Here is a 23516-nt window from a genome sequence, read left to right as displayed (position 1 = left end):
CGCGCGCTAGGAGGTGCTGAGCGCCCGGATCACGCGATTCTGGGCACTCGGCACCTCACAGGGCGCAGGTCAGCGCCGCGCCTCGTAGTCCTTCATGAGGTCGATGCGACGCTGGTGGCGCTCGTCACCCGAGAACGGCTCGGCGAGGAACGCCTCCGCGATCGCGGTGGCCTCCTCGAGCGAGTGCATGCGCGCGCCGATCGAGCCGATCTGAGCATCGTTGTGCTGACGCGCGAGCTTGGCGGTCTCGACGGACCAGATGAGGGCGGCGCGGATGCCGGTGACGCGGTTGGCGGCGAGCTGCTCGCCGTTGCCCGAGCCACCGATGACGATGCCGAGCTCGGCGCCGTCGCTCGCCGCCACGGCCTCGGCGGCCGCGATGCACATGGGCGGGTAGTCGTCGAGCGCGTCGTACTCGTGCGCGCCGTGGTCGACCACGTCGTGGCCGGCCTCGGAGAGGTGGGCGATGAGGTGCTGCTTGAGCTCGAAGCCCGCGTGGTCCGCGGCGATGTGGAGGCGCATGGCGCCCATTGTGCCAGCGCGGCGGCACCCCATCGCGCCCTGCCACCACCCACGATCCCGACGATCCGTGCACGCCTTCGCACCGCATCGTGCACCGTACGTCGGGGTAAGCGCTTGCGCGCCCGGCTGTTCCCGTCCTCGCCGTGAGCGAAACGGCCCCTGCGATGACGGGACGCGCGCCTAGGGTGGAGCACATGACGCTTCGCACCGGCATCTCCACGTCCGAGTTCTCCCCCACCGTCCGCGCGCAGGACGACTTCTTCCGCTACATCTCCGGGCCGTGGGAGGAGACCCACGAGATCCCCGGCGACCGCGCCGCGGACGGCTCCTTCTACACGCTGCGCGACGAGGCTGAGAAGCAGGTCCGCGTCATCATCGAGGAGGCGGAGCGCACCTCGCAGATCGGCGCGCTGTACGCGAGCTTCATGGACGTCGAGCGCGTCAACGCTCTGGGCGTGAGCCCGCTCGCGGCGGACCTCGACCGCGTCGAGGCCGCCACGAGCCACGAGGACCTCGCCCGCGTCATGGGCGAGCTGCAGCGTGACGGCGTGTCCGGCGCCGCCGGCTACTACGTGTTCGCCGACCGGCTCGACCCGGACCGCAACGTCGTCTACCTGGGCCAGTCGGGCATCGGCCTGCCCGACGAGGCCTACTACCGCGACGATGCGCACGCTGAGACGCGCGAGAAGTACGTCGCGCACGTCGACCGCATGGCGGGCCTCACCGGGCTGGCCTTCGACTCGTCCACCGTGGTGGGCCTCGAGACCGCGATCGCGCGCGAGCACTGGGACGTGGTGAAGACCCGCGAGGCCGAGCTCACGCACAACCCGACCACGCTCGCGGGCCTCGCCGCGGACGCGCCGGGCTTCGCGTGGGCGACCTGGGCCGAGGCGATCCGCATGCCCGAGGCCGCGCACGAGCTGATCGTGGTCGGCGAGCCCAGCTACTTCACGGCGTTCGCCAAGATCTGGGCGGAGACCGAGCTCGACACGTGGAAGGCGTACCTGCGCTGGCGCATCGTGAACTCGCGCGCCGGCTACCTCACGGAGGAGCTCTCGCGGGCGAGCTTCGACTTCTACGGCACCGTGCTGTCGGGCGCGACCGAGCAGCGCGAGCGCTGGAAGCGCGCGGTCGGGCTGGTCGAGGGCGTGGTCGGCGAGCTCGTGGGTCAGGAGTACGTCGCGCGCCACTTCCCGCCGGAGTACAAGGCGCAGATGGACGCGCTGGTCGCGAACCTCATCGAGGCGTACCGCGTCTCGATCGAGTCGCTCGACTGGATGACCCCCGGCACCAAGGACAAGGCGCTCGAGAAGCTGCGCCAGTTCACGCCCAAGATCGGCTATCCCGACACGTGGCGCGACTACACCGGCCTCGAGGTCTCGCCCGAGGACCTGGTGGGCAACGTGCGCGCCGCGAGCGCCTTCGAGGAGGACTGGGAGTGGGCCAAGATCGGCAAGCCGGTCGACCGCTCGGAGTGGCTCATGACGCCGCAGACGGTGAACGCCTACTACCTGCCCGTCGCCAACGAGATCGTGTTCCCCGCCGCGATCCTCCAGCCCCCGTTCTTCCACCCGGAGGCCGACGCCGCGGTCAACTACGGAGGCATCGGCTCGGTGATCGGGCATGAGATCGGCCACGGCTTCGACGACCAGGGCTCGAAGTACTCGGGCACGGGCGCGCTCGAGGACTGGTGGACCGAGGCGGACCGCGAGGCCTTCATGGAGCGCGCGAAGCGGCTGATCGCGCAGTACGACGGCTACTCCCCGAAGCAGCTCGACGGCTCGCACCACGTCAACGGGGCGCTCACGGTGGGCGAGAACATCGGCGACCTCGCGGGCGTCGAGATCTCGCTTAAGGCCTACGAGATCGCGCTCGGGCACCCCATCTCCGAGGCGCCGGAGCTGGACGGCCTCACCGCGGTGCAGCGCTTCTTCATCGGCTACGCGCTCACCGAGCGCATGAAGGTCCGCTCCGAGGCCCTGGTGACGCGGCTCGCCACCGACCCGCACTCGCCGAGCGAGTTCCGCGTCAACGGCATCGTCCGGAACATGGACGCCTGGTACGAGGCCTTCGAGGTCACCGCCGAGGACGCGCTGTGGCTCGACCCCGAGGAGCGCGTCTCGATCTGGTGATCGCCACCTGACGCGCATCGGCCCGGGCTCCCACGCGGATCCCGGGCCGATGCGCGTCCGGGGTCGTACGGAGCGCTCGAGGCCGCGGCGCGCGGAGGCGTCGTCGCGGTGCTAGACCGGTCGGTAGGGGGCGCGACACGGGCGAGGGGGTCCGGGATGGGCAGGACGACGGCGACGGTGGCGCTCGTGGTCGGCGCGTGCGCGCTGGGCCTCGCGGGTTGCACGGGGGACGGCGACGCGCCGCCCATCGTCGACGAGGTCGCGAGCGGCACCGAGGGTGCCGACACGACCGGCGTCTCGACGGACGATCCGAGCGGCGAGGCCACGGACGCCGCCACGGGAGGCGACGCGGAGGTGTGCGCGCTCGTCGACGCCGCGGACCTCGAGGAGATCACCGGGCTGGCCTTCGACGAGGGCATCTTCGACGCGGAGCTGTCGAGCGACCTCCAGCACGTGTGCAACTGGACGCACACCGGGGACACGCTCGCGATCGTCCAGGTGCTGGTGCTCCCCGGTGTGGGCGACGCGGTGTCGCAGCGCGACTCCGCCGAGGAGTGGCTGGGGGAGACGGCCGATGTGGACGTCGCGGGCGCGACCGACGCCTACTCCGTCGCGGCGGGGTCGATCGTCGGCATGCGCGTCGGCGACGACTTCCTGCAGGTCTCCTACATGTCCGCCGATCCGTCCGACGTCACGGCCACGACCGTGGCGATCGCCGAGGTGGCGGTCGCGAACCTCTAGGCGCGACGCGGCGCGGCGTGCGTCACGAGGCGTCCACGAGCTGCGCGGACAACGTGTCCACGAACTCGGCGAACGCGGGGTCGGCCTCCAACGCGGCGAGATCCCGGGCCGCCAGCTCGGCCGACTCGGCCAGCTCCCCGGCGTGCTCCGCCACGAAGGCGTCGACCGTCTCCGCGCTCAGCTCCTGCTCGGCGGCCTGGAAGCCCGGCCAGCATGCATCGAGAGCGGCCCAGCCCTCGTCGCTCTCCTCGAGCACCACCAGCTGCTCCTCGCGTGCCGGGTCGACGTCGGCGTCGATCCCCTCGACGCGGACGCAGCGCGCGAAGTCCTCGCGCGCCGCTCCCAGGTCCTCGGACTCCCGCAGACCAAGAATGACGGTGGCCAGCTCCGCCGCCAGCGCCTCCGACGGGTACTCGACGGCGTGGGCGTCGAGCCCCTCGCCGTAGCAGCCGCCCGGCATGAGCGAGCCGTAGTAGTCCGCACCGGTGACGCGGTTGCCGTCGACCACCAGCCCGGACAGGCCGGGAGACGCGAGCAGCTCCTCACCGTAGAACGCGCGGAGAGCATCCGCGTGCGCGGCCTCGCCCCGGGCGGCGTAGCGCTCGTCGTTGGGATGGTGCGAGGTGAGCGGTGCGCGAAGCGCGGCACCGAAACCGCCCGGGTCCCGACCGAGCTGCTCGAGGGCGGCCGCCGTATCGGTGCCGATCGCCGCGACCTCGAGATCCCACTCGTAGCCGGCACGCTCCATGCAGGCCTGGGCGGCGAGGCCCACGCGCCAGCTCTCGGCGAGGGTGAGCACCGCCGCCACATCCTCGCTCGCACCTGCGTAGCCTGCGAACATCGGCACCGTCGCGAGGTCCGGCGGCACGATCCCGGTCGCGGTCGCCGTAGGCGCGGGCGCGGGATCCTCGGTGACGGCGGTCGCCGCCGGCGAGGCATCGCTCGAGCGCATGAGGGCGGGCGAGGGGGACCCGCCCGTCGACCCCGGACCGTCGGCCGTGGGAGCGCACCCCGCCGCCAGCATCAGCACCGCGATGGCGCACGCCGGCGCCGACAGTCTCCCCCAGGCCATGCCAGGACTCTAGCGAGCGGCCTGCCGCGCCAGGTAGACCCTGACCTCCCACGGCCCCAGCGGGACCTCCCCGGCTCCGGCCGGGTACGGCGTCGTGTCGGCGCCCAGGTTGTGGAGCACCAGGGAGCCGTGGGCCGCATCGACGCGCGCCGTCGCATCCTGCCCGGAGAGGTTGGCCGCGACGGTGAGCACAGCGTCGCCGAGCACGCGCCGGTAGGCGAACACCTGCGGGTCCTCGGCGAGCAGCATCGCGAACGTGCCGTGCGCGACCACGGGCTCGTCATGGCGAAGCGCGATGAGCGCCCGGTAGAACGCGGCGACCGAGTCCGGGTCCGCGCGCTGCGCCTCCGCGTTGAGCCACGCGTGGTTCGCCGTCACCGGCAGCCACGGCGTGCCCGTGGTGAAGCCCGCGTGCGGCGACGCGTCCCACTGGACGGGCGTGCGTGCATTGTCGCGGCTCATGGCGGCGAGCCCGTCGAGGATCCGTTGCTCGGGCACGTCCATCGCGCGCAGCTCGTCGTAGGCCCCCAGCGACTCGATGTCGCGGTACTGGTCGATCGACGTGAAGCCCGCGTTCGTCATCCCGAGCTCCTCGCCCTGGTAGACGTACGGCGTGCCGCGCATGAGGTGCAGCACGGCCGCGAGCGCCTTGGCGGACGCGGCCCAGTGGTCGCGGTCGTCACCGAAGCGGGAGACGACGCGCGGCTGGTCGTGGTTGTCCCAGTACAGGGAGTTCCAGCCCCGCTCCCCCAGCGCGGCCTGCCAGCGCCCCAGGATCGCCTTGAGACGCACCAGGTCCAGCGGCTGCGGGTCGAACTTCCCCAGCGGCCCGTGGTCGACGTCCACGTGCTCGAACTGGAACACCATGTCCACCTCGGCACGCGCGGGATCCGTGAACAGCACGGCATCGTCCACCGTCGCGCCCGGCGTCTCGCCCACGGTGAGGAAGCGACCCTCGCGCCCCGCGAACACCTCGCGGTGCATCTCCTGCAGGAACTCGTGGTTGCGGGGTCCGCACGCGTAGAGCGGGAAGCCGTTGCCGAGCCCTCCGGGCAGGGGCTCCCCGTCGCGCAGCGGCAGCACCTTGGAGATGAGGTTGATGACGTCCATGCGGAAGCCGTCGACGCCGCGGTCGAGCCAGCGGTTCATCATGGCGTACACGGCCTGCCTCACCTCGGGGTTCTCCCAGTTGAGGTCGGGCTGCTTGGGGTGGAAGAGGTGGAGGAAGTACTCGCCGGACTCCTCGTCGTAGGCCCACGTGGATCCCGAGAAGAAGGCGCGCCAGTTGGTGGGCTCCGCACCCGGGGCACCCGGCTCGAAGCCCTCGCGGGGAGGACGCCACCAGTACCAGTCGCGCTTGGGGCTGCGCTTCGAGGACCGCGACTCGAGGAACCAGGGATGCTCGTCGGAGGTGTGGTTGACCACCAGGTCCATGACGATCTTGATGCCGCGCGCATGCGCCGCGGTCAGCAGGGCATCGAAGTCGTCGAGCGTGCCGAACGTCGGGTCGATCGCCTCGTAGTCCGAGATGTCGTAGCCGTTGTCCGCCTGCGGCGACGCGTAGATGGGCGACAGCCAGATGACGTCCACCCCCAGCCACTCGAGATGGTCGAGGCGGCTGAGGATCCCGCGCAGGTCGCCGACGCCGTCCCCGTCGGAGTCCTGGAAGCTGCGGGGATAGACCTGGTAGACCACGGCGGACTTCCACCAGTCGTCGCTCACGTGAGGCTCCTCTCGGCGTCGGGCGGGGCTCCGTCCACCCTAGTCCGCCTGCTGGGCCGCGAGACGTGCATAGAGCCCGCCCCTGGCGAGCAGCTCGGCGTGCGTGCCGGTCTCGACGATGCGCCCCTGCTCGACCACGTGGATCACGTCCGCACGCGCGACGGTCGACAGCCGATGCGCGACCACCAGCGTGGTGCGCCCCTGCGCCGCGCGGTCGAGCGCGGACTGGACCACGCGCTCGGACACCGTGTCGAGCGCGCTGGTCGCCTCGTCGAGCAGCAGCACGGGCGGGTCCTTGAGCAGCACGCGCGCGATAGCGATGCGCTGCTTCTCGCCGCCCGAGAGCCGGTACCCGCGCTCTCCGACTACGGTGTCGTAGCCGTGCTCGAAGGACGCGATGGCCTCGTGGATGCTCGCGTCCCGGCACGCCTGCTCGAGCTCCGCGTCGGTGGCGTCGGGCCTCGCGTACCGGAGGTTCTCCGCGATGGTCGCGTGGAACAGGTAGGTCTCCTGCGACACGACGCCCACGTGGTCGACCACCGACTCGTGGCGCAGCCGGCGCACGTCCGCGCCCGCGAACATCACGGCGCCGCCCGTCGCCTCGTGGAGGCGCGCGGCGAGGTAGACGACGGTCGTCTTGCCCGCCCCGGACGGGCCGACGAATGCGTGGGTGGTGCCCGGCTCGACGCGGAAGGAGACCCCGTCGAGCGTGGGACGGGCGTCGTCGCGCGAGCCCGGGTAGCGGAACTCGACGTCGCGGAACTCGACCGCGCCCAGCGGACCCGGCGCCTCCTCGACGCCCACCGCATCGTCCGCGTCGCGGATCGCGGGCTCGAGGTCCAGGTACTCGAAGATGCGCGCGAACAGCGCGCGCGAGGTCTGCACCTCGAGCGCGACACGCATGAGGGCCATGAGCGGGAACAGCAGGCGTGACTGGACCGCCGTGAACGCCACCACGGTTCCCGCGGTGAGCACGCTCGAACCACGCTCGATGAGGACGCCTGCGGCGAGGTAGATCACCGCCGGCACGGACGACATCACGATGGTGACGAGGCCGAAGAACCACTGGCCCGTCATCGCCTGCTGCACCTGGAGTCGGATCTGGGTCGCGTTCTCGGCACGGAAGCGGTCGGTCTCGAGCCTCTGCCGGTTGTAGACCTTCGACAGCAGGATCCCGCTCACCGACAGCGTCTCCTGGGTGATCGCCGTGAGCTCCGACAGCGACTCCTGGGTGCGCGATGCGATGCGGGCGCGCACGCGGCCCACCCGCCTCTGGACCGCGACGAGCGCCGGCATGAGGATCACGGCGAGGATGGTGAGGCGCCAGTCGAGCAGGATCATCGCGACGAGGCTCGCGAGGACCGTCACGGTGTTGCCCACGATGCTCGACACGAAGGTGGTGAGCACGCCCGAGACGCCGCCCACATCGTTCTGGAGGCGCGACTGGATCACGCCGGTCTTGGTGCGCGTGAAGAACGCGAGCTCCATCGACTGGAGCCGTGCGAACAGCCGCTCGCGCAGATCGCCCGTGACCCGGTTGCCCACCGACGCGGTGAGGCAGGTCTGCCACACCTGGAGCCCCGCGGTCACGATGTAGATCGCGATCATCACGGTCACCAGCTCCGCGAGCAGCCGCAGCTGCGGGTCCCCGTCGGGCGGGAACAGCGCGCGGTCGAAGATGCGCTCGACGATGAGGGGCGGCACCACGGTCGCGCCGGCGCTCGCGATCACGAGCGCCGCGGTCAGCAGGAGCGCGCCGCGATAGGGGCGGAACAGCGCGATCACACGAGGCCACAGGTCGGGGATCTCGGGCGCCTCGGCGTTGAGGGCGCGCTGCGCGTCCTCGTCACGGCTCGCGACGCCGCGCCCAGGCATCCCGCCCATGGAGGCGCGGCGGCTGCCGGCGGGTGCGGGATGGCTCATGCATGGAGCCTAGGACCTCCGTGGGACACTGGCGCCATGCCCGTCGCCCTGCCCTCCATCGCCTTCTTCGAGCCCCGCATCCCGGAGAACACGGGATCGGCGATCCGCCTGTCCGCCGTCACCGGGGCGCCGCTGCGGCTGGTCGAGCCGCTGGGCTTCGAGCTCGAGGACTCCAAACTGCGGCGCGCGGGGCTCGACTATCACGACCTCGCGACGGTCACCGTGCACCCCGGCCTCGACGCGATGCTCGACGAGCTCCCCGAGGCCCGCGTCTACGCCTTCACGGCAAGGGCCGACGTGACCTACACGGACCTCGAGTACACCGCGGGCGACGTGCTGCTGTTCGGGCCCGAGCCCACGGGGCTGCCCGACGAGGTGCTGGAGCACCCCCGCATCACGTCGTGGGTGCGCATCCCCATGCTCCCGGGCAGGCGCTCGCTCAACCTCTCGAACGCGGCGTCCATCGTCATCTACGAGGCGGCACGCCAGCTGGGCTTCACCGACATGGAGTGAGCCCGAGGCTCACATCCCGAGCTCGAGCAGATCCTGCGGCTGCGGCTCCCCCGCCGCCCGCGCGAACGCCTCCATCCCGACGCGCAGCGCTGCGCGCTCGTCGGGCGCCATGCCGTCGAGCACCTCCGCGATCATCGCGACCCTGCGCTCCGTGACGGTGGCGACCAGCGTCTGCCCGGCCTCCGTGAGGCTCGAGCGGACCTCCCGCCTGTTGTCCGGCACGGGGGTCCGCACGATCCAGCCGCCGTGCTCGAGCCTCTCGACGGTCCGCGTGAGAGTCGACGGATGGATGCCGATGCGCACGGCCAGATCGCCCATCCGGAGGGGACCGCTCTGCGACAGCACCACGAGCACCCGGAACTGCGGCACCGTGACCTCGGTGAGGGCCGGCGCAAGCGAGCGGGCGACGATGCCGAGCAGCGCGCGCGAGGAGGCGAGCGTGGCGGCGGTGGCGTGGGCGGCGTCGTGTGGCACGGACCCACGGTAGTGCCTGCGCCTGCTAAGGTCCCAAAGTTGCATCGCTACAACAGTGAGGACATGCCCGTGCCATCGCGCGCCGCCACCCCGACCGGACCCGGGCGCCTCCTGCGCCGTGCATCGCGCTCCGAGAACACCGTGCTCATCGCGCTCGCGGTCGTGGTCGGCGTCCTCGGAGGCTTCGGCGCGATCGCGTTCCGGTGGCTCGTCGAGACCGCGACCTGGATCTTCTCCGGGCACGCCGACTACGCCGGCACCACCGGGCACCCGGCGCACCCGTGGCTGCCCTGGCTGGGCGGCTTCTTCGTGGTGCTCGCCCCTGCCGTCGGCGGCCTGGTCTACGGCCCGCTGGTGCACCGCTTCGCCAAGGAGGCCCGCGGGCACGGCGTCCCCGAGGTGATGTACGCGATCCACCGCCGCGGCGGCCGTATCCCCGCGAAGGTCGCGTTCGTCAAGGCGCTCGCCTCGGCGGTCACCATCGGCTCGGGCGGCTCGGTGGGACGCGAGGGGCCGATCGTGCAGATCGGGTCCGCCATGGGATCCTCGCTCGCCCGCGCCGCGCGGCTCGACGAGAACGGGGTGCGGATGCTGGTCGCGTGCGGCGCCGCGGGAGGCATCGCGGCGACTTTCAACGCGCCCATCGCCGGCGTCTTCTTCGCCTTCGAGCTGCTGCTGGGCACGCTCGCGGCCCGGTCCTTCGGCGCGATCGTCATCTCCGCCGTCACCGCCTCGGTCATCGGACGCATCTTCCTGGGCGACGAGCCCTTCCTGGTGCTCCCCGAGTTCCATGTCTCGCACCTCGCCGAGTACGGCCTCTACGTGATCCTCGGCGTGCTCGCGGCGCTCGTGGGCGTCACGTTCACCCGGGTGCTGTACAGGATCGAGGATGCGTGGGACGCGGTGTGGCGAGGGCCGGAGTGGCTGCGCCCCGCGGTGGGCGGGCTCGGGCTGGGCCTCATCCTGCTCGCCGTCCCGCAGATGTACGGCGTGGGCTACCCGGTGCTCGAGGGCGCGGTCCTGGGCGAGTACGCCGTGTGGTTCCTGCTGGCGATGCTCGTCGCGAAGATCATCGCGACGTCCTTCACCATCGGCATGGGTGGATCGGGAGGGGTGTTCGCGCCGTCGCTGTTCCTGGGCGCGATGCTCGGGGCGGCCTTCGGGCAGGGGGCCGATGCGCTCCTCCCGGGCCTCGACCTCGACGCGGGGGCCTACGCGGTGGTCGGCATGGCCGCGGTGTTCGCCGGAGCGTCGCGGGCGCCGATCACCGCGGTGCTCATCCTGTTCGAGCTCAGCGGCGAGTACACGATCATCCTCCCGCTCATGCTCGCGGTCGCCGTCTCGACGGTGCTCTCAGGGGCGTTGTCGCACGACTCGATCTACACGCTCAAGCTGCGCCGCCGCGGCATCGACATCACCAAGCGCGCGGACACGCGAGCCCTCGAGGACGTCGCGGTGCGGGACGTCATGGGCGCCGCTCCCCCGACCCTCCGCCGCGGCATGAGCGCGGCAGAGGCCGTCGACCGGCTGGTCGACGCGCGCCGCCACGTGCTTCCCGTCGTGAGCGCCGACGGGCGCTACCTGGGCGTGGTGACCTCCGCGACCGCCGCCGGCGCCCTCACCGGCGACGACGACGCGGACCAGGTCATCGTGGGCCAGCTCGTGGAGCGCCGACCGGGCGTCGGCCCCCACGACACGCTCGACGACGCTCTCGACCGCCTGCTCGACGAGGAGGCGACGGACGGTCTGGCCGTGGTCGAGGGCGACGCGCTCGTCGGATGGCTCCATCAGGACGCCGTGCTGCGCAGGCTCGCGTCGCCGTCCCGCTGAGACCTGGGGCGTCACGTCCCCGGCGCGGGCGGTTGCTAACCTCTTCGTGACCGAAGGGACCTCCATGACGCCTCGCCTCCTGCCCGCCTGCGCCGCCGCGATCGCCGGCATCGTGCTCCTCGCAGGCTGCACGCCGCTGGGAAGCGACGCCTCGGCGAGCGTGTCCGCGTCGCCGACCGCGCTGCCGACCGAGGTGGTCGACGCCCAGGCGCCGGAGGGCACGGTGGACCCGTGCGACCTCATCAAGAAGAAGACCCTGTCCTCGATGGTCGGCACGCAGATGGCGGCCGGGCGCTTCAACAACGCGCTGTCGAACGACGGCCGCAACATCTGCGAATGGCGCCCCAAGAGCGACCAGAAGTCCGAGCCGCGCGTGCAGGTCGAGGTCAACTGGGGCTACCCCGACGTCGCGGCGCACCGCGCGCTCGCGGAGGAGGCGTTCGGCAAGACCCGCGACGTCAAGCGCAGCATCGCGGGTGCGACGGACGCGTACACCACGCCCAGCCGCCGCACGCTCGGCATGAGCGTCGACGAGTACTTCGTGAAGGTCTCCTACATCCGTCCGGCGACGGACGGCTCGACCGCGGGCGACATCACGTTCGAGATCGCACGCAAGGTCGCGAAGAACCTCGCATCGTCCTGACGTCGAGCGCCGCGGACGCGGCGCTCGACCATCACGGCCTCACGGCGTCGGCGCCTGGGCGTCGTAGTCGCGCCACGCCCGCTGAGCGCGCGTCAGCACCGCGATGAGCGCGATGACCACGATGCCTCCCAGGAGCGGCGGGCACCACAGCGCCGTCACCGCCGCGAGCGCACCGGCGTACATGTCGCCCAGACGCGGGCCGCCCGTCACCACCACGATGAACACGCCCTGGAGCCGGCCCCGCATCTCGTCCGGGGCGGCCTGGATGATCATTGTCTGGCGGAAGATCGCGCTGAGCTCGTCCGAGGCGCCCATGCCCGCCATCGCGAGCCCCAGCAGGATCAGCATCGAGAAGTCGGTGCCGGCCCAGCCCTCGCCCGGCGCGTGGTCGCCGCGCACCGCGAGAAGCGTGATCACGCCGAACAGCACCGCGAACGCGCCGAACACCTGGATCGCGCGCGAGATCGCGATGCCGTGGCGATGGACGTGGGCGATGCGGCCCGAGAAGAGGCTGGTGAGCATGGTGCCGATCGCGCCGGCGGCGGTGAGGGCGCCGACGGTGAGCGACCCGCCGCCGATGACCGTGGCACCGAGCGCGGGGAACAGCACGTAGGGGCGTCCGAAGGTCATCGCGACGATGTCGACGATGAAGCTCATGCGGATGTTCGGCGCGTTCTTGAGGAACGCGAGGCCCTCCTTGAGCACCGGCCAGCCCGCCTCGACCCTCTCCCCCAGGCGCGGCAGCGGCGGCAGCATCCAGATGCCCAGGAAGCCCGCGGTGAACAGCACCGCGTCGATCGCGAAGGTCCACGGCAGGCCGATGGTCGCCGCGAGCACTCCCGCGAGCGCGGGCCCCACGGTGACCATCGCGCCGAACGAGATGCCGTTGAGCGCCGTCGCCCGGCTCAGCAGCTCGGGCGGCAGGAGGCGCCCCACCACCGAGCCCCGCGTCGCGTTCTGGACCGTCGAGGTGATCGCGTTGACCGTGGTGACCAGGTAGAACGGCCACACCGGGGCGTGGGTGCCCTCGCCTTGGAGGTGGAGCTCCCAGAAGGCGAGCGCGACGAGCGCGATGATCGACGCCCACGAGCTGAGCGACGCGACGATGAGCACGCGGCGGCGGTCGAAGACATCGGCGATCATGCCGCCCCACAGGCCGGCGACGATCATCGGGAGGAGCGAGATGCCGCCCACCAGCCCGACCGCGAACGTCGACTCGGTGATGTCGTAGATCTGCAGGCCCACCGCGACGGTGGTCATGAACGCACCGACGCCGGAGATCGCGCCGCCGATCCACAGGCGCGCGAACGCGGGGCTCGCCTTGAGCGGCGCGATGTCCACCAGGTGGCGGGACAGCCCGCGACGGGACGATGCGGGGGCTTCGGTGTCGGGCGATGCGCCGGGCGGTTCCTGGGTCACCGGCCGAGTCTAGGGCGGCCGTAGGACGTACCCCTCCACTCGCGCGCACAGCGGTCGATGGGAGGGGCGTGACCCTCATCAGCAGCACGCGGCGCGTCGCCGCGTGCGCGACCGCGCTCGCCGTGCTGGGGTTCGTCCTGTACCTGGCCGGCTCGGGCCTCGTACGAGGCATCACCATCTCCGCGCTGAGCCTCGTCGTCGGCGGCATCGTGGTGGTCCGGATGGTCGGCACCACCGGCTCCGCGCGGCTCGTGTACGGCCTCCTGCTCGCGGGCTTCATGCTGCTGACCGGGGCCAACATCCTCTGGCTCGTCACCGTCCCCATCGGCGGCGCGCACGTCGCTCCCCGTCCCGAGAGCCAGCTGCTGATCGGGACGGCCTACCTGCTGCTGCTCGGCGCCGCGTTCCTCGCGATCGTGCCGTCCGTGCGCCGCGACGTCGGCAGCGTGCTCGATGCGGCCACCGCGGGCGTGGCCGGCGCCGCGGCCCTCTGGCTGGCGCTGCTCGCACCCGCGTTCGAGGGCGGCGGCGCCGCGGGCGACCGGATCTACGTCTTCGCGATCACCACGCTGCTGAGCGCCTCGGCCGGAATCGTCATCGGGGTCTCGCTCAACGGCTCGGTGCCGCGATCGGCGCTGCCCGCCCTCGCGGGCTTCGTGCTCGCGATCGTGCTCGCCCTCACCAGCAACACGCTCACGCTCGTCGCGAGCGATCCCGTCACGGGCGCGCCGCCGTGGTGGGCCGGGGCGGGCTGGGCGCTCGGCTACGCCGCCGCTTGGGCCGCGATCGCGCATCCGGCCGGCCCGGAGGCGTTCACGGTCGGCCCGCCGCGGTCGCGGCGCCTCACGCGCCTGCGGATCCTGGCGCTCGGCCTGGCGCTGACCAGCACGCCGCTGATCGCCGTGACGAGGTCCGTCACCGGGCATTCCGTGGACTGGCTCCCGGGAGCGTTCGCGCACCTCGTGGTCATCACGCTCGTGCTCGTGCGCGTGAGCCAGCTCGCCACCGCGCACCATGCGGCGGAAGCGCGCCTGCGGTACCTCGCCGACCACGACGGCCTGACCGGGTTGCCCAACCGCCGCGCCGTCGAGCGGCACCTCGCGGCGCTCACAGAACGCGTCGCCGCGGGCACGGCACCGGGTGCGGTCGTGCTGTTCGTCGACCTCAACGGTTTCAAGCAGATCAACGACTCGCGCGGGCACGTCACCGGCGACGAGCTCCTCACCGCCGTCGGCCGTCGACTCGCCGCGCTGAGCCGCACCGGCGGTCGGGACCTGGTCGGGCGCCTCGGCGGCGACGAGTTCGTCGCCGTCCTGGAGACCGAGGCCACGACGGCGATCGCCGAGTCCGCCGCCGCGCGCATCGTGTCCGCGTTCGGCAAGCCCTTCGCGCTGAGCGACGGCCCGGCCCGCGTCGGCGCGAGCGTCGGGTTCGCCGTCGCGCGACCAGGAGAGCCGCTCGCGCTCGACACGCTGCTCCGTCGCGCGGATCGCGCGATGTACCAGGACAAGCGCGCGCAGGCTTGAGGTGCGGCGCTCCGCCGGAAGTCATGCGCGGCGGGTGCGATCGCATCGTCGATTTTGTCCGTTCCGGGTGGGCACGGTAGTTTCCCCTCCGTGTTCACCATGCTCATGATGCCCGCCCGCGCGATCCTCGCTGCCTCGGCGCCCATGTGCATGCGAATGTGCTGACGCACCTGAGCCGAACCCCCTGCGCATAGCCGCACCCTTCCTCTGACGGGCACCTCCCGCCGGGGTCGCTGCCGCTCACGCCCCTCCGCTCACACCCGCCGCGGGCCGCCGCCCTGCTCGGCGACGCCTGCGCGCACCTTCGCCCTCGATCCCGACCCGGGATCTCCCCTCCGAAAGGCACGCGTTGATCTCCGTCACCCACCTCGCCAAGGTCTACTCCCAGGCCGGACGCGACATCCATGCCCTCGCCGGCGTCAGCCTGGAGGTGCCCGCCGGCTCCGTCCACGGCGTCATCGGCCCGTCGGGCGCCGGCAAGTCCACGCTCGTGCGCTGCCTCGCCCTGCTGGACCGCCCCACATCCGGCACGGTCGAGATCGACGGCGTCGACCTGGCCTCGGTGCCGGCGGGCGAGCTGCGCAAGGCGCGGCGCCGCCTCGGCGTGGTCTTCCAGCACGCCAACCTGTTCGACTCCCGCACGGTGCTCGACAACGTCGCCTACCCGCTCGAGATCGCCGGGGTCAGCCGGCGCGAGCGCCGGGCGCGTGCCCTCGAGCTGCTCGGGCTGGTCGGGCTGTCCGAGGCGGCGGGCGCGCATCCCGCGCAGCTCTCCGGCGGCCAGCGGCAGCGCGTGGGCATCGCCCGCGCGCTCGCCACCGATCCGGACGTGCTCCTGTGCGACGAGCCCACGAGCGCGCTCGACCCGCGCACCACGGACGAGATCCTCGACCTCATCGCCTCGCTCAAGCAGCGGCTCGGCCTCGCGGTGCTCGTGATCACCCACGAGATGCACGTGGTGAAGCGCATCTGCGACACGGTGTCGCTGCTCGAGGCCGGCGCGATCGTCGAGTCCGGCCCGCTCGCGGACGTGGTCGCGGCGTTCGGGAGCCGGCTCAGCACATCGCTGCTCGCCCTTCCCGGGGACCTGGAGGACGGCGACGTCGACGCGCTCGACGCGCTCGGCACCTCGGCTCCGGGCCACGGGACCCGCGGGTCCGCGCTCGACGCCGCGACCCGCGAACTGGGTGCCGCGCCGCGCATCGTCGCGGGCACCGTCGAGACGCTCGGCGGCGTCACCTTCCACCGTCTCCGGCTCGTCGCGCCTCCGGGGACATCGCCGGCGCGCCTGGTCGATGCCCTCACCACGCACGGCGCCCAGGCCCAGGAGGTGACCCGATGAGCTGGATCGACAACCTGCTCGCCAACCCCGCGATCACCGAGGCGCTCGGCCCTGCCGCTCTCGAGACCGCCCAGATGGTCGGGATCGCGAGCATCGCGACCGTCGCGCTCGGGCTGCCGCTGGGCGTCGCGATGGTGGTGACCGCTCGGGGCGGCCTGGCGGAGAACCGCGCGGTCAGCGCGGTGCTGTCGGGCGTCATCGTCAACATCACGCGGTCCATCCCCTACGCGATCCTCATGCTCGCGCTCATCCCCGTGACCAAGGCGCTGGTGGGGACGTCCATCGGCCCGATCGCGGCCTCGGTCTCCCTCACGGTCGCGGCGGTCCCCTTCTTCGCCCGCCTGGTCGAGACCTCGCTGCGGGAGGTCGCGCCGGGCAAGGTCGACGCCGCGAACGCGATGGGATCCACCCGCCGCCAGATCGTCACCCGCGTGCTGCTGCCCGAGGCGCTGCCCTCGCTGATCGCGGGCGTCACCACCACCGTGGTGACCATCGTCGGCTACAGCGCGATGGCCGGCCTGGTGGGAGGCGGAGGCCTCGGGCGCCTCGCCTACAACTACGGCTACCAGCGCTATCAGCCCGAGGTGATGATCGCGGTCCTCGTGGTCCTCGTCCTGCTGGTGCAGGCCGTGCAGGCCCTCGGCGACGCGCTCGCGCGCCGCGCCGACCACCGCTGAACCGTCCGGTCCCTCACGAACCACCCCAACAAAGGAGAACCCCCATGCGTCTCACGCGCACCCCCCTCGTCACCGCCGCGGTCGCCGGCATCGCCACGCTCGGCCTGGCCGGCTGCGGCGCGGACTCGGCCTCGGACCAGGCGGACGCCGCAGCGTCCGACGGCCTCATCACGGTCACCGTCGGGGCGAGCCCCGTCCCCCACGCCCAGATCCTCGAGTTCATCGACGAGAACCTCGCCGCCGAGGCAGGCATCGACCTCGACATCGTCGAGTTCGACGACTACGTGCTGCCCAACGAGGCGCTCGACTCGGGAGAGCTCGACGCGAACTACTTCCAGCACCTGCCGTACCTCGAGTCGCAGATCGCGGACAAGGGCTACGAGTTCGAGCACGGCGAGGGCGTCCACATCGAGCCGTACGCGGCGTTCTCCACCCAGCACGATGCGATCGAGGACCTCCCTGACGGCGCCACCATCGCGATCACCAACGACGTCGCGAACCAGCTCCGCGGCCTCCGCCTGCTCGACTCGGCGGGGCTGCTGAACGGCGTCACGGACGAGTCCTCCGCCATCAACCTCACGGACGAGCAGAACCCGCACGGCTTCGTGTTCGTCGAGAACCAGCCCGAGGTGATCGTCCAGCAGATCGAGGACCCGGCGATCGACCTCGCGTTCGTCAACGGCAACTTCATCCTGCAGGCCGGCCTCAACACGGACGACGCGCTGCTGGTCGAGACCGTCGAGGGCAACCCGAACGCCAACCTGCTCGTGTGGCGCGCGGACACCACCAACGAGGGCGTCGCGATCCTCGAGGATCTGCTGCACTCGGACGAGGTCACGGACTTCATCACGGAGACCTGGCCGTCGGGCGACGTCCTCCCGGGCGCCTGAACCCTCCGCGACGGGGCCCCGCGTCGCACGCGGGGCCCCGTCGCGTCAGCCGAGCGGCTTCTTGAGGAAGGTCGCCGTGGCCGCGAACCCCAGGGACTCGTAGAACCCTTGAGCGCGGCTCGTCGCGACCCACATGCAGGCCACGGCCCAACGCCTCGCCGCGGCCTCGGCCGCCTCGACGAGCGCTCGTCCGAGCCCCTCGCCGCGACGCTCGGACGCCACATACAGCTCCGTGATCACGGCCACGGCGCCGCCGGCGAACATCGCCGGCTGGCGCTGCACCACGAGGTACCCGACCGGCGTCCCCGCACGCTCGGCGACGAGCACGGCAGCGTCCGCGCGGACCAGCAACGCGGACAGCGCGTCCGCGGCCGCGGACGGGGACGGGCGCGCGCCCAGCGCCAGCTCCGAGGCGAAGGCCGCGAGCGCCGCGCCGTCCGCGCCGACCGCGGGCCGGATCCGATCGGAGGAGTCGCCCATCCGACGACGCTACCCCGCAGGGGGCATCGTCGCCCCTGCTATCGGCGTGCCGTGCTGAGCCGGACCGACGCGTGGCAGAATCGCGCCATGCCAGGTACCAACCTCACGCGCGCCGAGGCCGAGGCCCGCGCCGCCATCGTCGCCGTCGACACCTACACCGTCGACCTCGACCTCACCTCGTCGGACACCACCTTCCGTTCGACCTCGACCGTGCGCTTCACCGCGACCCCCGGCGAGAGCACGTTCATCGACCTCATCGCGCCCAGCGTCGAGCGGATCGTGCTCAACGGCGTGGAGCTCGACCCCGCGACCCACTTCGCCGACTCGCGCATCTCCCTCCCCGGCCTCGCCGCGGACAACGAGCTGGTGGTCGACGCGACGTGCGCGTACATGAACACGGGCGAGGGCCTCCACCGCTTCGTCGACCCGGAGGACGGCGAGGTCTACCTCTACTCGCAGTTCGAGGTCGCCGACACGCGCCGCGTGTACGCGGTGTTCGAGCAGCCCGACCTCAAGGCCTCGTTCTCCTTCACGGTGACCGCACCCGAGCACTGGCACGTGCTGTCCAACTCGCCGTCCGCCAAGGAGGCCGCGCAGGGCACCATCACGGTCGCCGGCACCGAGCACGCCAAGGCGCGCTGGTCCTTCTCCCCCACCACGCGCATCCCCTGCTACGTCACCGCGATCGTCGCGGGCCCGTACCACGAGGTCGAGGGCACGGTGGAGTCCCGCAAGGGCACGCTGAGCGCCAACGTGTACTGCCGCAAGACGCTCGCGCAGCACCTCGATGCGGACGTCATCCTCGATGACACGCAGCGGGGCTTCACCTTCTACGAGGAGAAGTTCGAGACGGACTACCCCTTCGAGAAGTACGACCAGATCTTCGTGCCCGAGTTCAACGCGGGCGCGATGGAGAACGCGGGCTGCGTCACGTTCCTCGAGGACTACGTCTTCCGTTCCAAGACCGCTCAGGCCCGCGTCGAGCGCCGCACCGTCACCGTGCTGCACGAGCTCGCGCACATGTGGTTCGGCGACCTGGTCACCATGAGGTGGTGGAACGACCTCTGGCTCAACGAGTCGTTCGCGGAGTTCGCCTCGACGCTCGCGACCGCCGAGGTCACGCGCTACAAGAACTCCTGGGTGACCTTCAACGCGCTCGAGAAGTCCTGGGCGTACCGCCAGGACCAGCTGCCGTCGACGCACCCGATCATGGCCGACATCAAGGACCTCGAGGACGTCGAGGTCAACTTCGACGGCATCACCTACGCGAAGGGCGCCTCCGTGCTGCGCCAGCTGGTCGCGTGGGTGGGCCAGGACGAGTTCTTCGCGGGCGTCGCCGAGTACATGCGCAAGCACCACCACTCCAACGCGACGCTGAACGACCTGCTGGTCGAGCTCGAGAAGGCGTCCGGCCGCGACCTGTCCGGCTGGTCCGACGTGTGGCTCCAGAAGGCCGGCGTCACCACGCTGCGTCCCGTCATCGAGACGGACGATGCGGGGGTCATGACGTCCTTCGCGGTCGCCCAGGAGGTGCCCGCCGAGTGGCCGACCCAGCGCCCGCACCGTCTCCGCATCGGCGGCTACGACCTGGCGGTCGACGACGAGGGCGACGACGTCCTCGCCCAGACCTGGTCGGTCGAGGTCGACGTGGACGGCGAGCTGACGGAGATCCCGGCGCTCGTGGGCAAGGCCCGTCCCGCGCTCGTGCTGGTCAACGACGGCGACCTCGCGTACGCCAAGGTCCGTCTCGACGAGGCCTCGCTCGCAACCGCGGTCGAGCACGTGTCCAAGTTCACGGATCCGCTCGCCCGCTCCATGGTGCTCGCGGCCGCCTGGGACATGACGCGCGACGCCGAGATGCCCGCGCGCCAGTACGTCGACCTGGTGCTGAAGAACATCGGCGAGGAGACCGAGTCCACCACGGTGCTGGTGATGCTCCGCCAGCTCCAGACCACCATCGCGCTGTACGTCCACCCGACGCGCACCGAGGAGGTGCAGCAGGCCGCCGCGCGCGAGATCTGGCGGCTCATGGTGGCCGCGGCTCCCGGCTCGGACAGCCAGCTGCAGCTCGTCAAGGCCTTCGCCTCGCTCGCGAGCGTCGACTCGATGTTCGACACCGTCCAGGCGCTCATCGACGGCAAGATCCAGATCGACGGCCTCGCGATCGACGCGGACCTCACGTGGGACCTGCTGATCTCGCTGGCCGCCGGCGGCCGTGCGGGCGACGTCGCGATCGAGGTCCAGCTCACCAAGGACGCGACCGCCTCGGGCCAGCGCCGTGCCGCGCATGCCCGCGCCTCGGTCGCGACGGAGGCCGCGAAGCGTGCGGCGTTCGACGCGCTCATCAACGCGGAGAAGGACCTCCCGAACGCGCTGCAGTACGAGACCATCGCGGGCTTCAACCACGCTCACGACCTCGGTCTGCTGGTGCCGTACGTGGACGAGTACTTCGACGCGCTGCGCCGGATCTACGGCACCAAGACCAACGAGATCGCGGCGAACCTCATCGAGGGCCTGTACCCGACCCTGCTCGCGGGGCGCGTGCCCGACCTGCAGGACAAGGCGTTCGCATGGCTCGAGGCCAACGCCGACGCGCACGATGCGCTCAAGCGCCTGGTGCGCGAGGGCTCGGACGGCGTGCGGCGTGCGCTCAAGGCCCAGGCGGCGGACCTGGCCTTCGAGGGCTGATCCTCCACCCGCGTCTCCCCCGAAGTGGTCGGTGATCGTCGGATCCTGAGGGTCCCGGCATCACAGTGGTAGATCACCGTCGCTCGAGCGGCGAGGATGCGAGAGGCCGCCCCGGTTCGCGCCGGGGCGGCCTTTCGCATGCGCACGATGCGCGGGTCCCGTGGTCGCCGCCGTCTCACCGGACGCCTGAGTCGTGCCACCGACAACCACGCACCACTGCAGACCCGGGATCGCGCAGAAGCGACACTGAGGCACCACTTCGGGAGCGGAGGGAGGTGGGGACTGCCAGACTTGTGGCATGCCAGGCATGAACCTCACCAAGCAGGAGGCCGCGGAGCGCTTCGCCACGGTCTCGCACGCGCGCTACGCGATCGACCTCGACTTCAGCGACCCGGGCCGCACCTTCCGCTCCGACACGACCGTCGAGTTCGACGCCACGCCCGGGGCGAGCACGTTCATCGAGGCCGCGTGGGCGGACATCGACGCGATCGAGCTCAACGGCGAGCCCCTCGACCCCGCGCTCCACGTGGAGGGACGGATCCCGCTCGAGGGCCTGAAGGAGCACAACACGCTGCGGGTCGCGGGCGCCTTCGGGTACCGCAACGACGGTCAGGGCATCCACCGCTTCGTCGACCCCGCGGATGGCGAGGTCTACCTCTACAGCCAGTTCGCCGCGAACGACACCCGCGCCGCCTTCGCATGCTTCGACCAGCCCGACATCAAGGGCGAGTTCACGTTCACCGTCACGGTGCCCGACCACTGGGCCGTGATCTCCAACTCGCCCACCCCGGAGCCCGAGCCCGTCGACGGGACGGTCACCGTGGCGGGCGTCGAGCACGGCCTCGCACGCTGGTCCTTCGGGCCGACCGTCCCGATCCCGAGCTACGGCGCGGCGGTGGTCGCGGGACCCTACGCCTACCACGAGGGGGTGCTGCACGGCACCGACGGCGAGATCCCCGCGCGGGTCTACGGCCGCCCGTCGCTCGAGCAGCACTTCGACGGCGACCGCGTGCTCGAGGACACCCAGGCGGGCCTCGAGCTCTACGAGCGCGTCTTCCAGACCCCGTACCCGTACGAGAAGTACGACCAGATCTACGTGCCGCAGTACAACCTGGGCGCGATGGAGAACATCGGGTGCGTCACCATCTCCGAGGACCGCCTCCTGTTCCGCGGGCGCGCGACCGCCGCGGAGCTCGAGTTCCGCACGGTGGTGGTGCTCCACGAGCTCGCCCACATGTGGTTCGGCAACCTCGTCACCATGAAGTGGTGGGACGACCTGTGGCTCAACGAGTCGTTCGCCGAGTTCATCGGGACATGGGCCGCTGCCGAGGTCTCCGAGTGGAAGGACGCGTGGGTCACGTTCGCCGCGGACCGCAAGTCCGTCGCGTACGTGCAGGACCAGCTCCCCACCACGCACGCGATCGTCACCGAGGTGCCGGACACCGAGGCCACCGTGTCGGCGTTCGACATGATCACGTACGCGAAGGGGGCGTCGGCCCTCAAGCAGCTCGCGGAGTTCGTGGGCGAGGACGCGTTCTTCGGAGGCGTCGCCTCCTACCTGCAGCGCTACCACCATGGGAACGCCACGCTCGCCGAGTTCCTCGCGGAGGTCGAGACCGCCGCGGAGAGCCGGCTCGACTCGTGGGCCGAGGTCTGGCTCGAGACCCCCGGCGTCACCACGCTCCGCCCGATCATCGCGACGGACGATGCGGGAGCCCTTACCCGCCTCGCGGTCGCCGAGGATGTGCCGGCCGAGCACCCGGTGCATCGTCCCCATGGCGTGGAGATCGCGGGGTACGAGCTCTCCGAGGGCACGTTCGTGCGCTCGTGGACCGTGCCCGCCACGCTCGACGGCCCGCTCACCGAGGTCCCCGAGGCGGCCGGCAGGCCCCGCCCCGACCTGCTGCTGGTCAACGACCGCGACCTCACCTACGCGAAGCTCCACCTCGACGACGTGTCGCTCGCCAACCTCGAGGCGCACATCGCGCATGTCGACGACGCGATGGCGCAGGCCACCGTGCTCGACGCGCTGTGGCACATGACGCGCGACGGATCGCTGGCAGCGCAGCGCTACATCGACGCGGTGCTGAGCGTCGCGCCGAGGCTGCTCAACTCCGCGACCGCCGAGTCCCATCTCGAGCTCATGGTGGTCGCGCTGCGTCGCTACCTCGCACCCGAGCACGTCGCGGAGATCACGGAGGCGGCGGCGGAGCGGCTCTGGCACGCGGTGGGCGAGGCCGAGCACGGCTCGGACATCCAGCTCCAGCTGCTCAAGGGCTACGCGCAGGTGGCGTCCACCACCGAGCAGGGCCTGCGCCTGCGGGCGCTCGTCGAGGGCACCGCGGAGGTCGCGGGGCTCGACATCGACTCGGACCTCACGTGGGACCTGCTGGGGGGCCTCGCGGCTGCCGGCGGGATCGACGTCGAGGAGATCGACCACTACGCCTCGCGCGACGTGAGCGCCGCAGGCCAGCGCCGCGCCGCGGGTGTGCGCGCCGCGATCGCGAGCCCCGAGGCCAAGCAGGCCGCATGGGATGCGCTGGTGCGCCCTGCGGACGGCCCCGCGATCAACGCCGTGCAGTTCCAGATGGCCGCAGGGCTCGCGCGCGCGGTCGACCCCGCGCTGCTCGCGCCCCTGGTGGAGGACCTGCTCGGCTCGCTGCGCGAGTACTACGACGCGAACGCGGGGTTCGTGGGCGTCCGCGTGGCGCGGCTCGTGCTGCCCGTGAACCTCGTGGGCCGCGTCGACGGCCTCGCGGGGCGCCTGGAGCAGTGGCTCGCCGACCACCACGATGCCCCGAGCGTGCTGCGCAAGGTGGTGGTCGAGGGGCTCGACCACGTGCGCCGCGCGCAGATCGCGCAGACCACGAGCCGCATGGCCGCCGCCTCCTAGCGGGGCGAGGGACGATGCGGCGCCCGCCG

18 protein-coding genes are annotated in these 23516 nt (G+C 71.7%); 11 read left to right on the top strand and 7 right to left on the bottom strand.

All coding sequences use genetic code 11. The features are described 5' to 3' along the window. Nucleotides 1–69 precede the first annotated feature (69 nt). A complete protein-coding gene (locus AOM00_RS11150; protein ID WP_062517870.1) occupies nucleotides 70–522 on the bottom strand; it encodes a ribose-5-phosphate isomerase in 453 nt (150 codons plus the stop codon). A gap of 194 nt (nucleotides 523–716) precedes the next feature. Between AOM00_RS11150 and AOM00_RS11145 the strand changes: the two genes are divergently transcribed. After that, nucleotides 717–2654: a M13 family metallopeptidase gene (locus AOM00_RS11145; RefSeq protein ID WP_062517851.1), complete on the top strand. Its 1938-nt coding sequence runs from the start codon at nucleotides 717–719 to the stop codon at nucleotides 2652–2654. 156 nt (nucleotides 2655–2810) lie between these two features. Continuing rightward, the gene (locus AOM00_RS11140; RefSeq protein ID WP_062517850.1) at nucleotides 2811–3395 is read left to right on the top strand and encodes a hypothetical protein; all 585 of its coding nucleotides are present in this window, start codon (nucleotides 2811–2813) and stop codon (nucleotides 3393–3395) included. Between the two features lie 22 nt (nucleotides 3396–3417). Here the strand turns inward: AOM00_RS11140 and AOM00_RS11135 are convergent, their stop codons facing one another. Genes AOM00_RS11135 through AOM00_RS11125 form a run of 3 tightly spaced genes read right to left on the bottom strand, consistent with a single transcriptional unit; the run spans nucleotide 3418 to nucleotide 8073 of the window. Then, a complete protein-coding gene (locus AOM00_RS11135; RefSeq protein ID WP_156159138.1) occupies nucleotides 3418–4467 on the bottom strand; it encodes a hypothetical protein in 1050 nt (349 codons plus the stop codon). A 9-nt stretch (nucleotides 4468–4476) separates the two neighbouring features. After that, nucleotides 4477–6189, bottom strand: coding sequence for an alpha-glucosidase (locus AOM00_RS11130; RefSeq protein ID WP_062517848.1), 1713 nt, complete (start codon nucleotides 6187–6189; stop codon nucleotides 4477–4479). 39 nt (nucleotides 6190–6228) lie between these two features. Beyond that, nucleotides 6229–8073, bottom strand: a complete 1845-nt coding sequence (locus AOM00_RS11125) for an ABC transporter ATP-binding protein (RefSeq protein WP_062517847.1) — start codon at nucleotides 8071–8073, stop codon at nucleotides 6229–6231. A gap of 75 nt (nucleotides 8074–8148) precedes the next feature. Here AOM00_RS11125 and AOM00_RS11120 point away from each other — a divergent pair, with 75 nt between their 5' ends. Beyond that, the gene (locus tag AOM00_RS11120; protein ID WP_062517846.1) at nucleotides 8149–8625 is read left to right on the top strand and encodes a tRNA (cytidine(34)-2'-O)-methyltransferase; all 477 of its coding nucleotides are present in this window, start codon (nucleotides 8149–8151) and stop codon (nucleotides 8623–8625) included. A gap of 9 nt (nucleotides 8626–8634) precedes the next feature. Here AOM00_RS11120 and AOM00_RS11115 read toward each other — a convergent pair whose 3' ends face one another. Continuing rightward, nucleotides 8635–9099 carry a MarR family winged helix-turn-helix transcriptional regulator gene (locus tag AOM00_RS11115; protein ID WP_062517845.1) on the bottom strand — a complete coding sequence of 155 codons (465 nt, stop codon included), beginning with the start codon at nucleotides 9097–9099 and terminating at the stop codon, nucleotides 8635–8637. Nucleotides 9100–9162: 63 nt separating this feature from the next. Here AOM00_RS11115 and AOM00_RS11110 point away from each other — a divergent pair, with 63 nt between their 5' ends. Both AOM00_RS11110 and AOM00_RS11105 read left to right on the top strand, forming a co-directional pair. Continuing rightward, entirely contained in the window at nucleotides 9163–10929 is a 1767-nt protein-coding gene (locus tag AOM00_RS11110) for a chloride channel protein (RefSeq protein ID WP_082096951.1), read from the top strand. A 64-nt stretch (nucleotides 10930–10993) separates the two neighbouring features. Continuing rightward, complete coding sequence (locus AOM00_RS11105) at nucleotides 10994–11572, top strand: DUF3558 family protein (RefSeq protein WP_062517844.1); 579 nt, start codon at nucleotides 10994–10996, stop codon at nucleotides 11570–11572. A 39-nt stretch (nucleotides 11573–11611) separates the two neighbouring features. On the opposite strand, the gene AOM00_RS11100 is transcribed toward AOM00_RS11105, so the two are convergent. Then, nucleotides 11612–12991, bottom strand: coding sequence for an MFS transporter (locus AOM00_RS11100; RefSeq protein ID WP_082096949.1), 1380 nt, complete (start codon nucleotides 12989–12991; stop codon nucleotides 11612–11614). 68 nt (nucleotides 12992–13059) lie between these two features. Here AOM00_RS11100 and AOM00_RS11095 point away from each other — a divergent pair, with 68 nt between their 5' ends. The 4 genes from AOM00_RS11095 (at nucleotide 13060) to AOM00_RS11080 (ending at nucleotide 17426) form a co-directional block, all read left to right on the top strand. After that, nucleotides 13060–14517: a GGDEF domain-containing protein gene (locus tag AOM00_RS11095; RefSeq protein ID WP_062517843.1), complete on the top strand. Its 1458-nt coding sequence runs from the start codon at nucleotides 13060–13062 to the stop codon at nucleotides 14515–14517. Between the two features lie 349 nt (nucleotides 14518–14866). Beyond that, entirely contained in the window at nucleotides 14867–15859 is a 993-nt protein-coding gene (locus AOM00_RS11090) for a methionine ABC transporter ATP-binding protein (RefSeq protein ID WP_062517842.1), read from the top strand. Then, nucleotides 15856–16536 (top strand): methionine ABC transporter permease, encoded by a 681-nt coding sequence (locus tag AOM00_RS11085; RefSeq protein WP_062517841.1) that lies wholly within the window; start codon nucleotides 15856–15858, stop codon nucleotides 16534–16536. The genes AOM00_RS11090 and AOM00_RS11085 overlap by 4 nt, the downstream gene beginning before the upstream one ends. A gap of 44 nt (nucleotides 16537–16580) precedes the next feature. Continuing rightward, nucleotides 16581–17426 (top strand): MetQ/NlpA family ABC transporter substrate-binding protein, encoded by an 846-nt coding sequence (locus AOM00_RS11080; RefSeq protein WP_062517840.1) that lies wholly within the window; start codon nucleotides 16581–16583, stop codon nucleotides 17424–17426. 45 nt (nucleotides 17427–17471) lie between these two features. Here the strand turns inward: AOM00_RS11080 and AOM00_RS11075 are convergent, their stop codons facing one another. After that, a complete protein-coding gene (locus tag AOM00_RS11075) occupies nucleotides 17472–17906 on the bottom strand; it encodes a GNAT family N-acetyltransferase (RefSeq protein ID WP_062517839.1) in 435 nt (144 codons plus the stop codon). Between the two features lie 87 nt (nucleotides 17907–17993). On the opposite strand from AOM00_RS11075, the gene pepN (AOM00_RS11070) reads away from it, so the two are divergent. Both pepN (AOM00_RS11070) and pepN (AOM00_RS11065) read left to right on the top strand, forming a co-directional pair. Further along, complete coding sequence (gene pepN / locus AOM00_RS11070; RefSeq protein ID WP_062517838.1) at nucleotides 17994–20594, top strand: aminopeptidase N; 2601 nt, start codon at nucleotides 17994–17996, stop codon at nucleotides 20592–20594. Between the two features lie 298 nt (nucleotides 20595–20892). After that, entirely contained in the window at nucleotides 20893–23487 is a 2595-nt protein-coding gene (pepN, locus tag AOM00_RS11065) for an aminopeptidase N (RefSeq protein WP_082096946.1), read from the top strand. Nucleotides 23488–23516: the final 29 nt, after the last annotated feature.

The sequence above is a fragment of the Demequina gelatinilytica genome, from assembly GCF_000971115.1.
Lineage (GTDB): Bacteria > Actinomycetota > Actinomycetes > Actinomycetales > Demequinaceae > Demequina > Demequina gelatinilytica.
The sequence above is the reverse complement of the archived record's forward strand: the minus strand, read 5'-3'. Positions and strand labels throughout refer to the sequence as shown.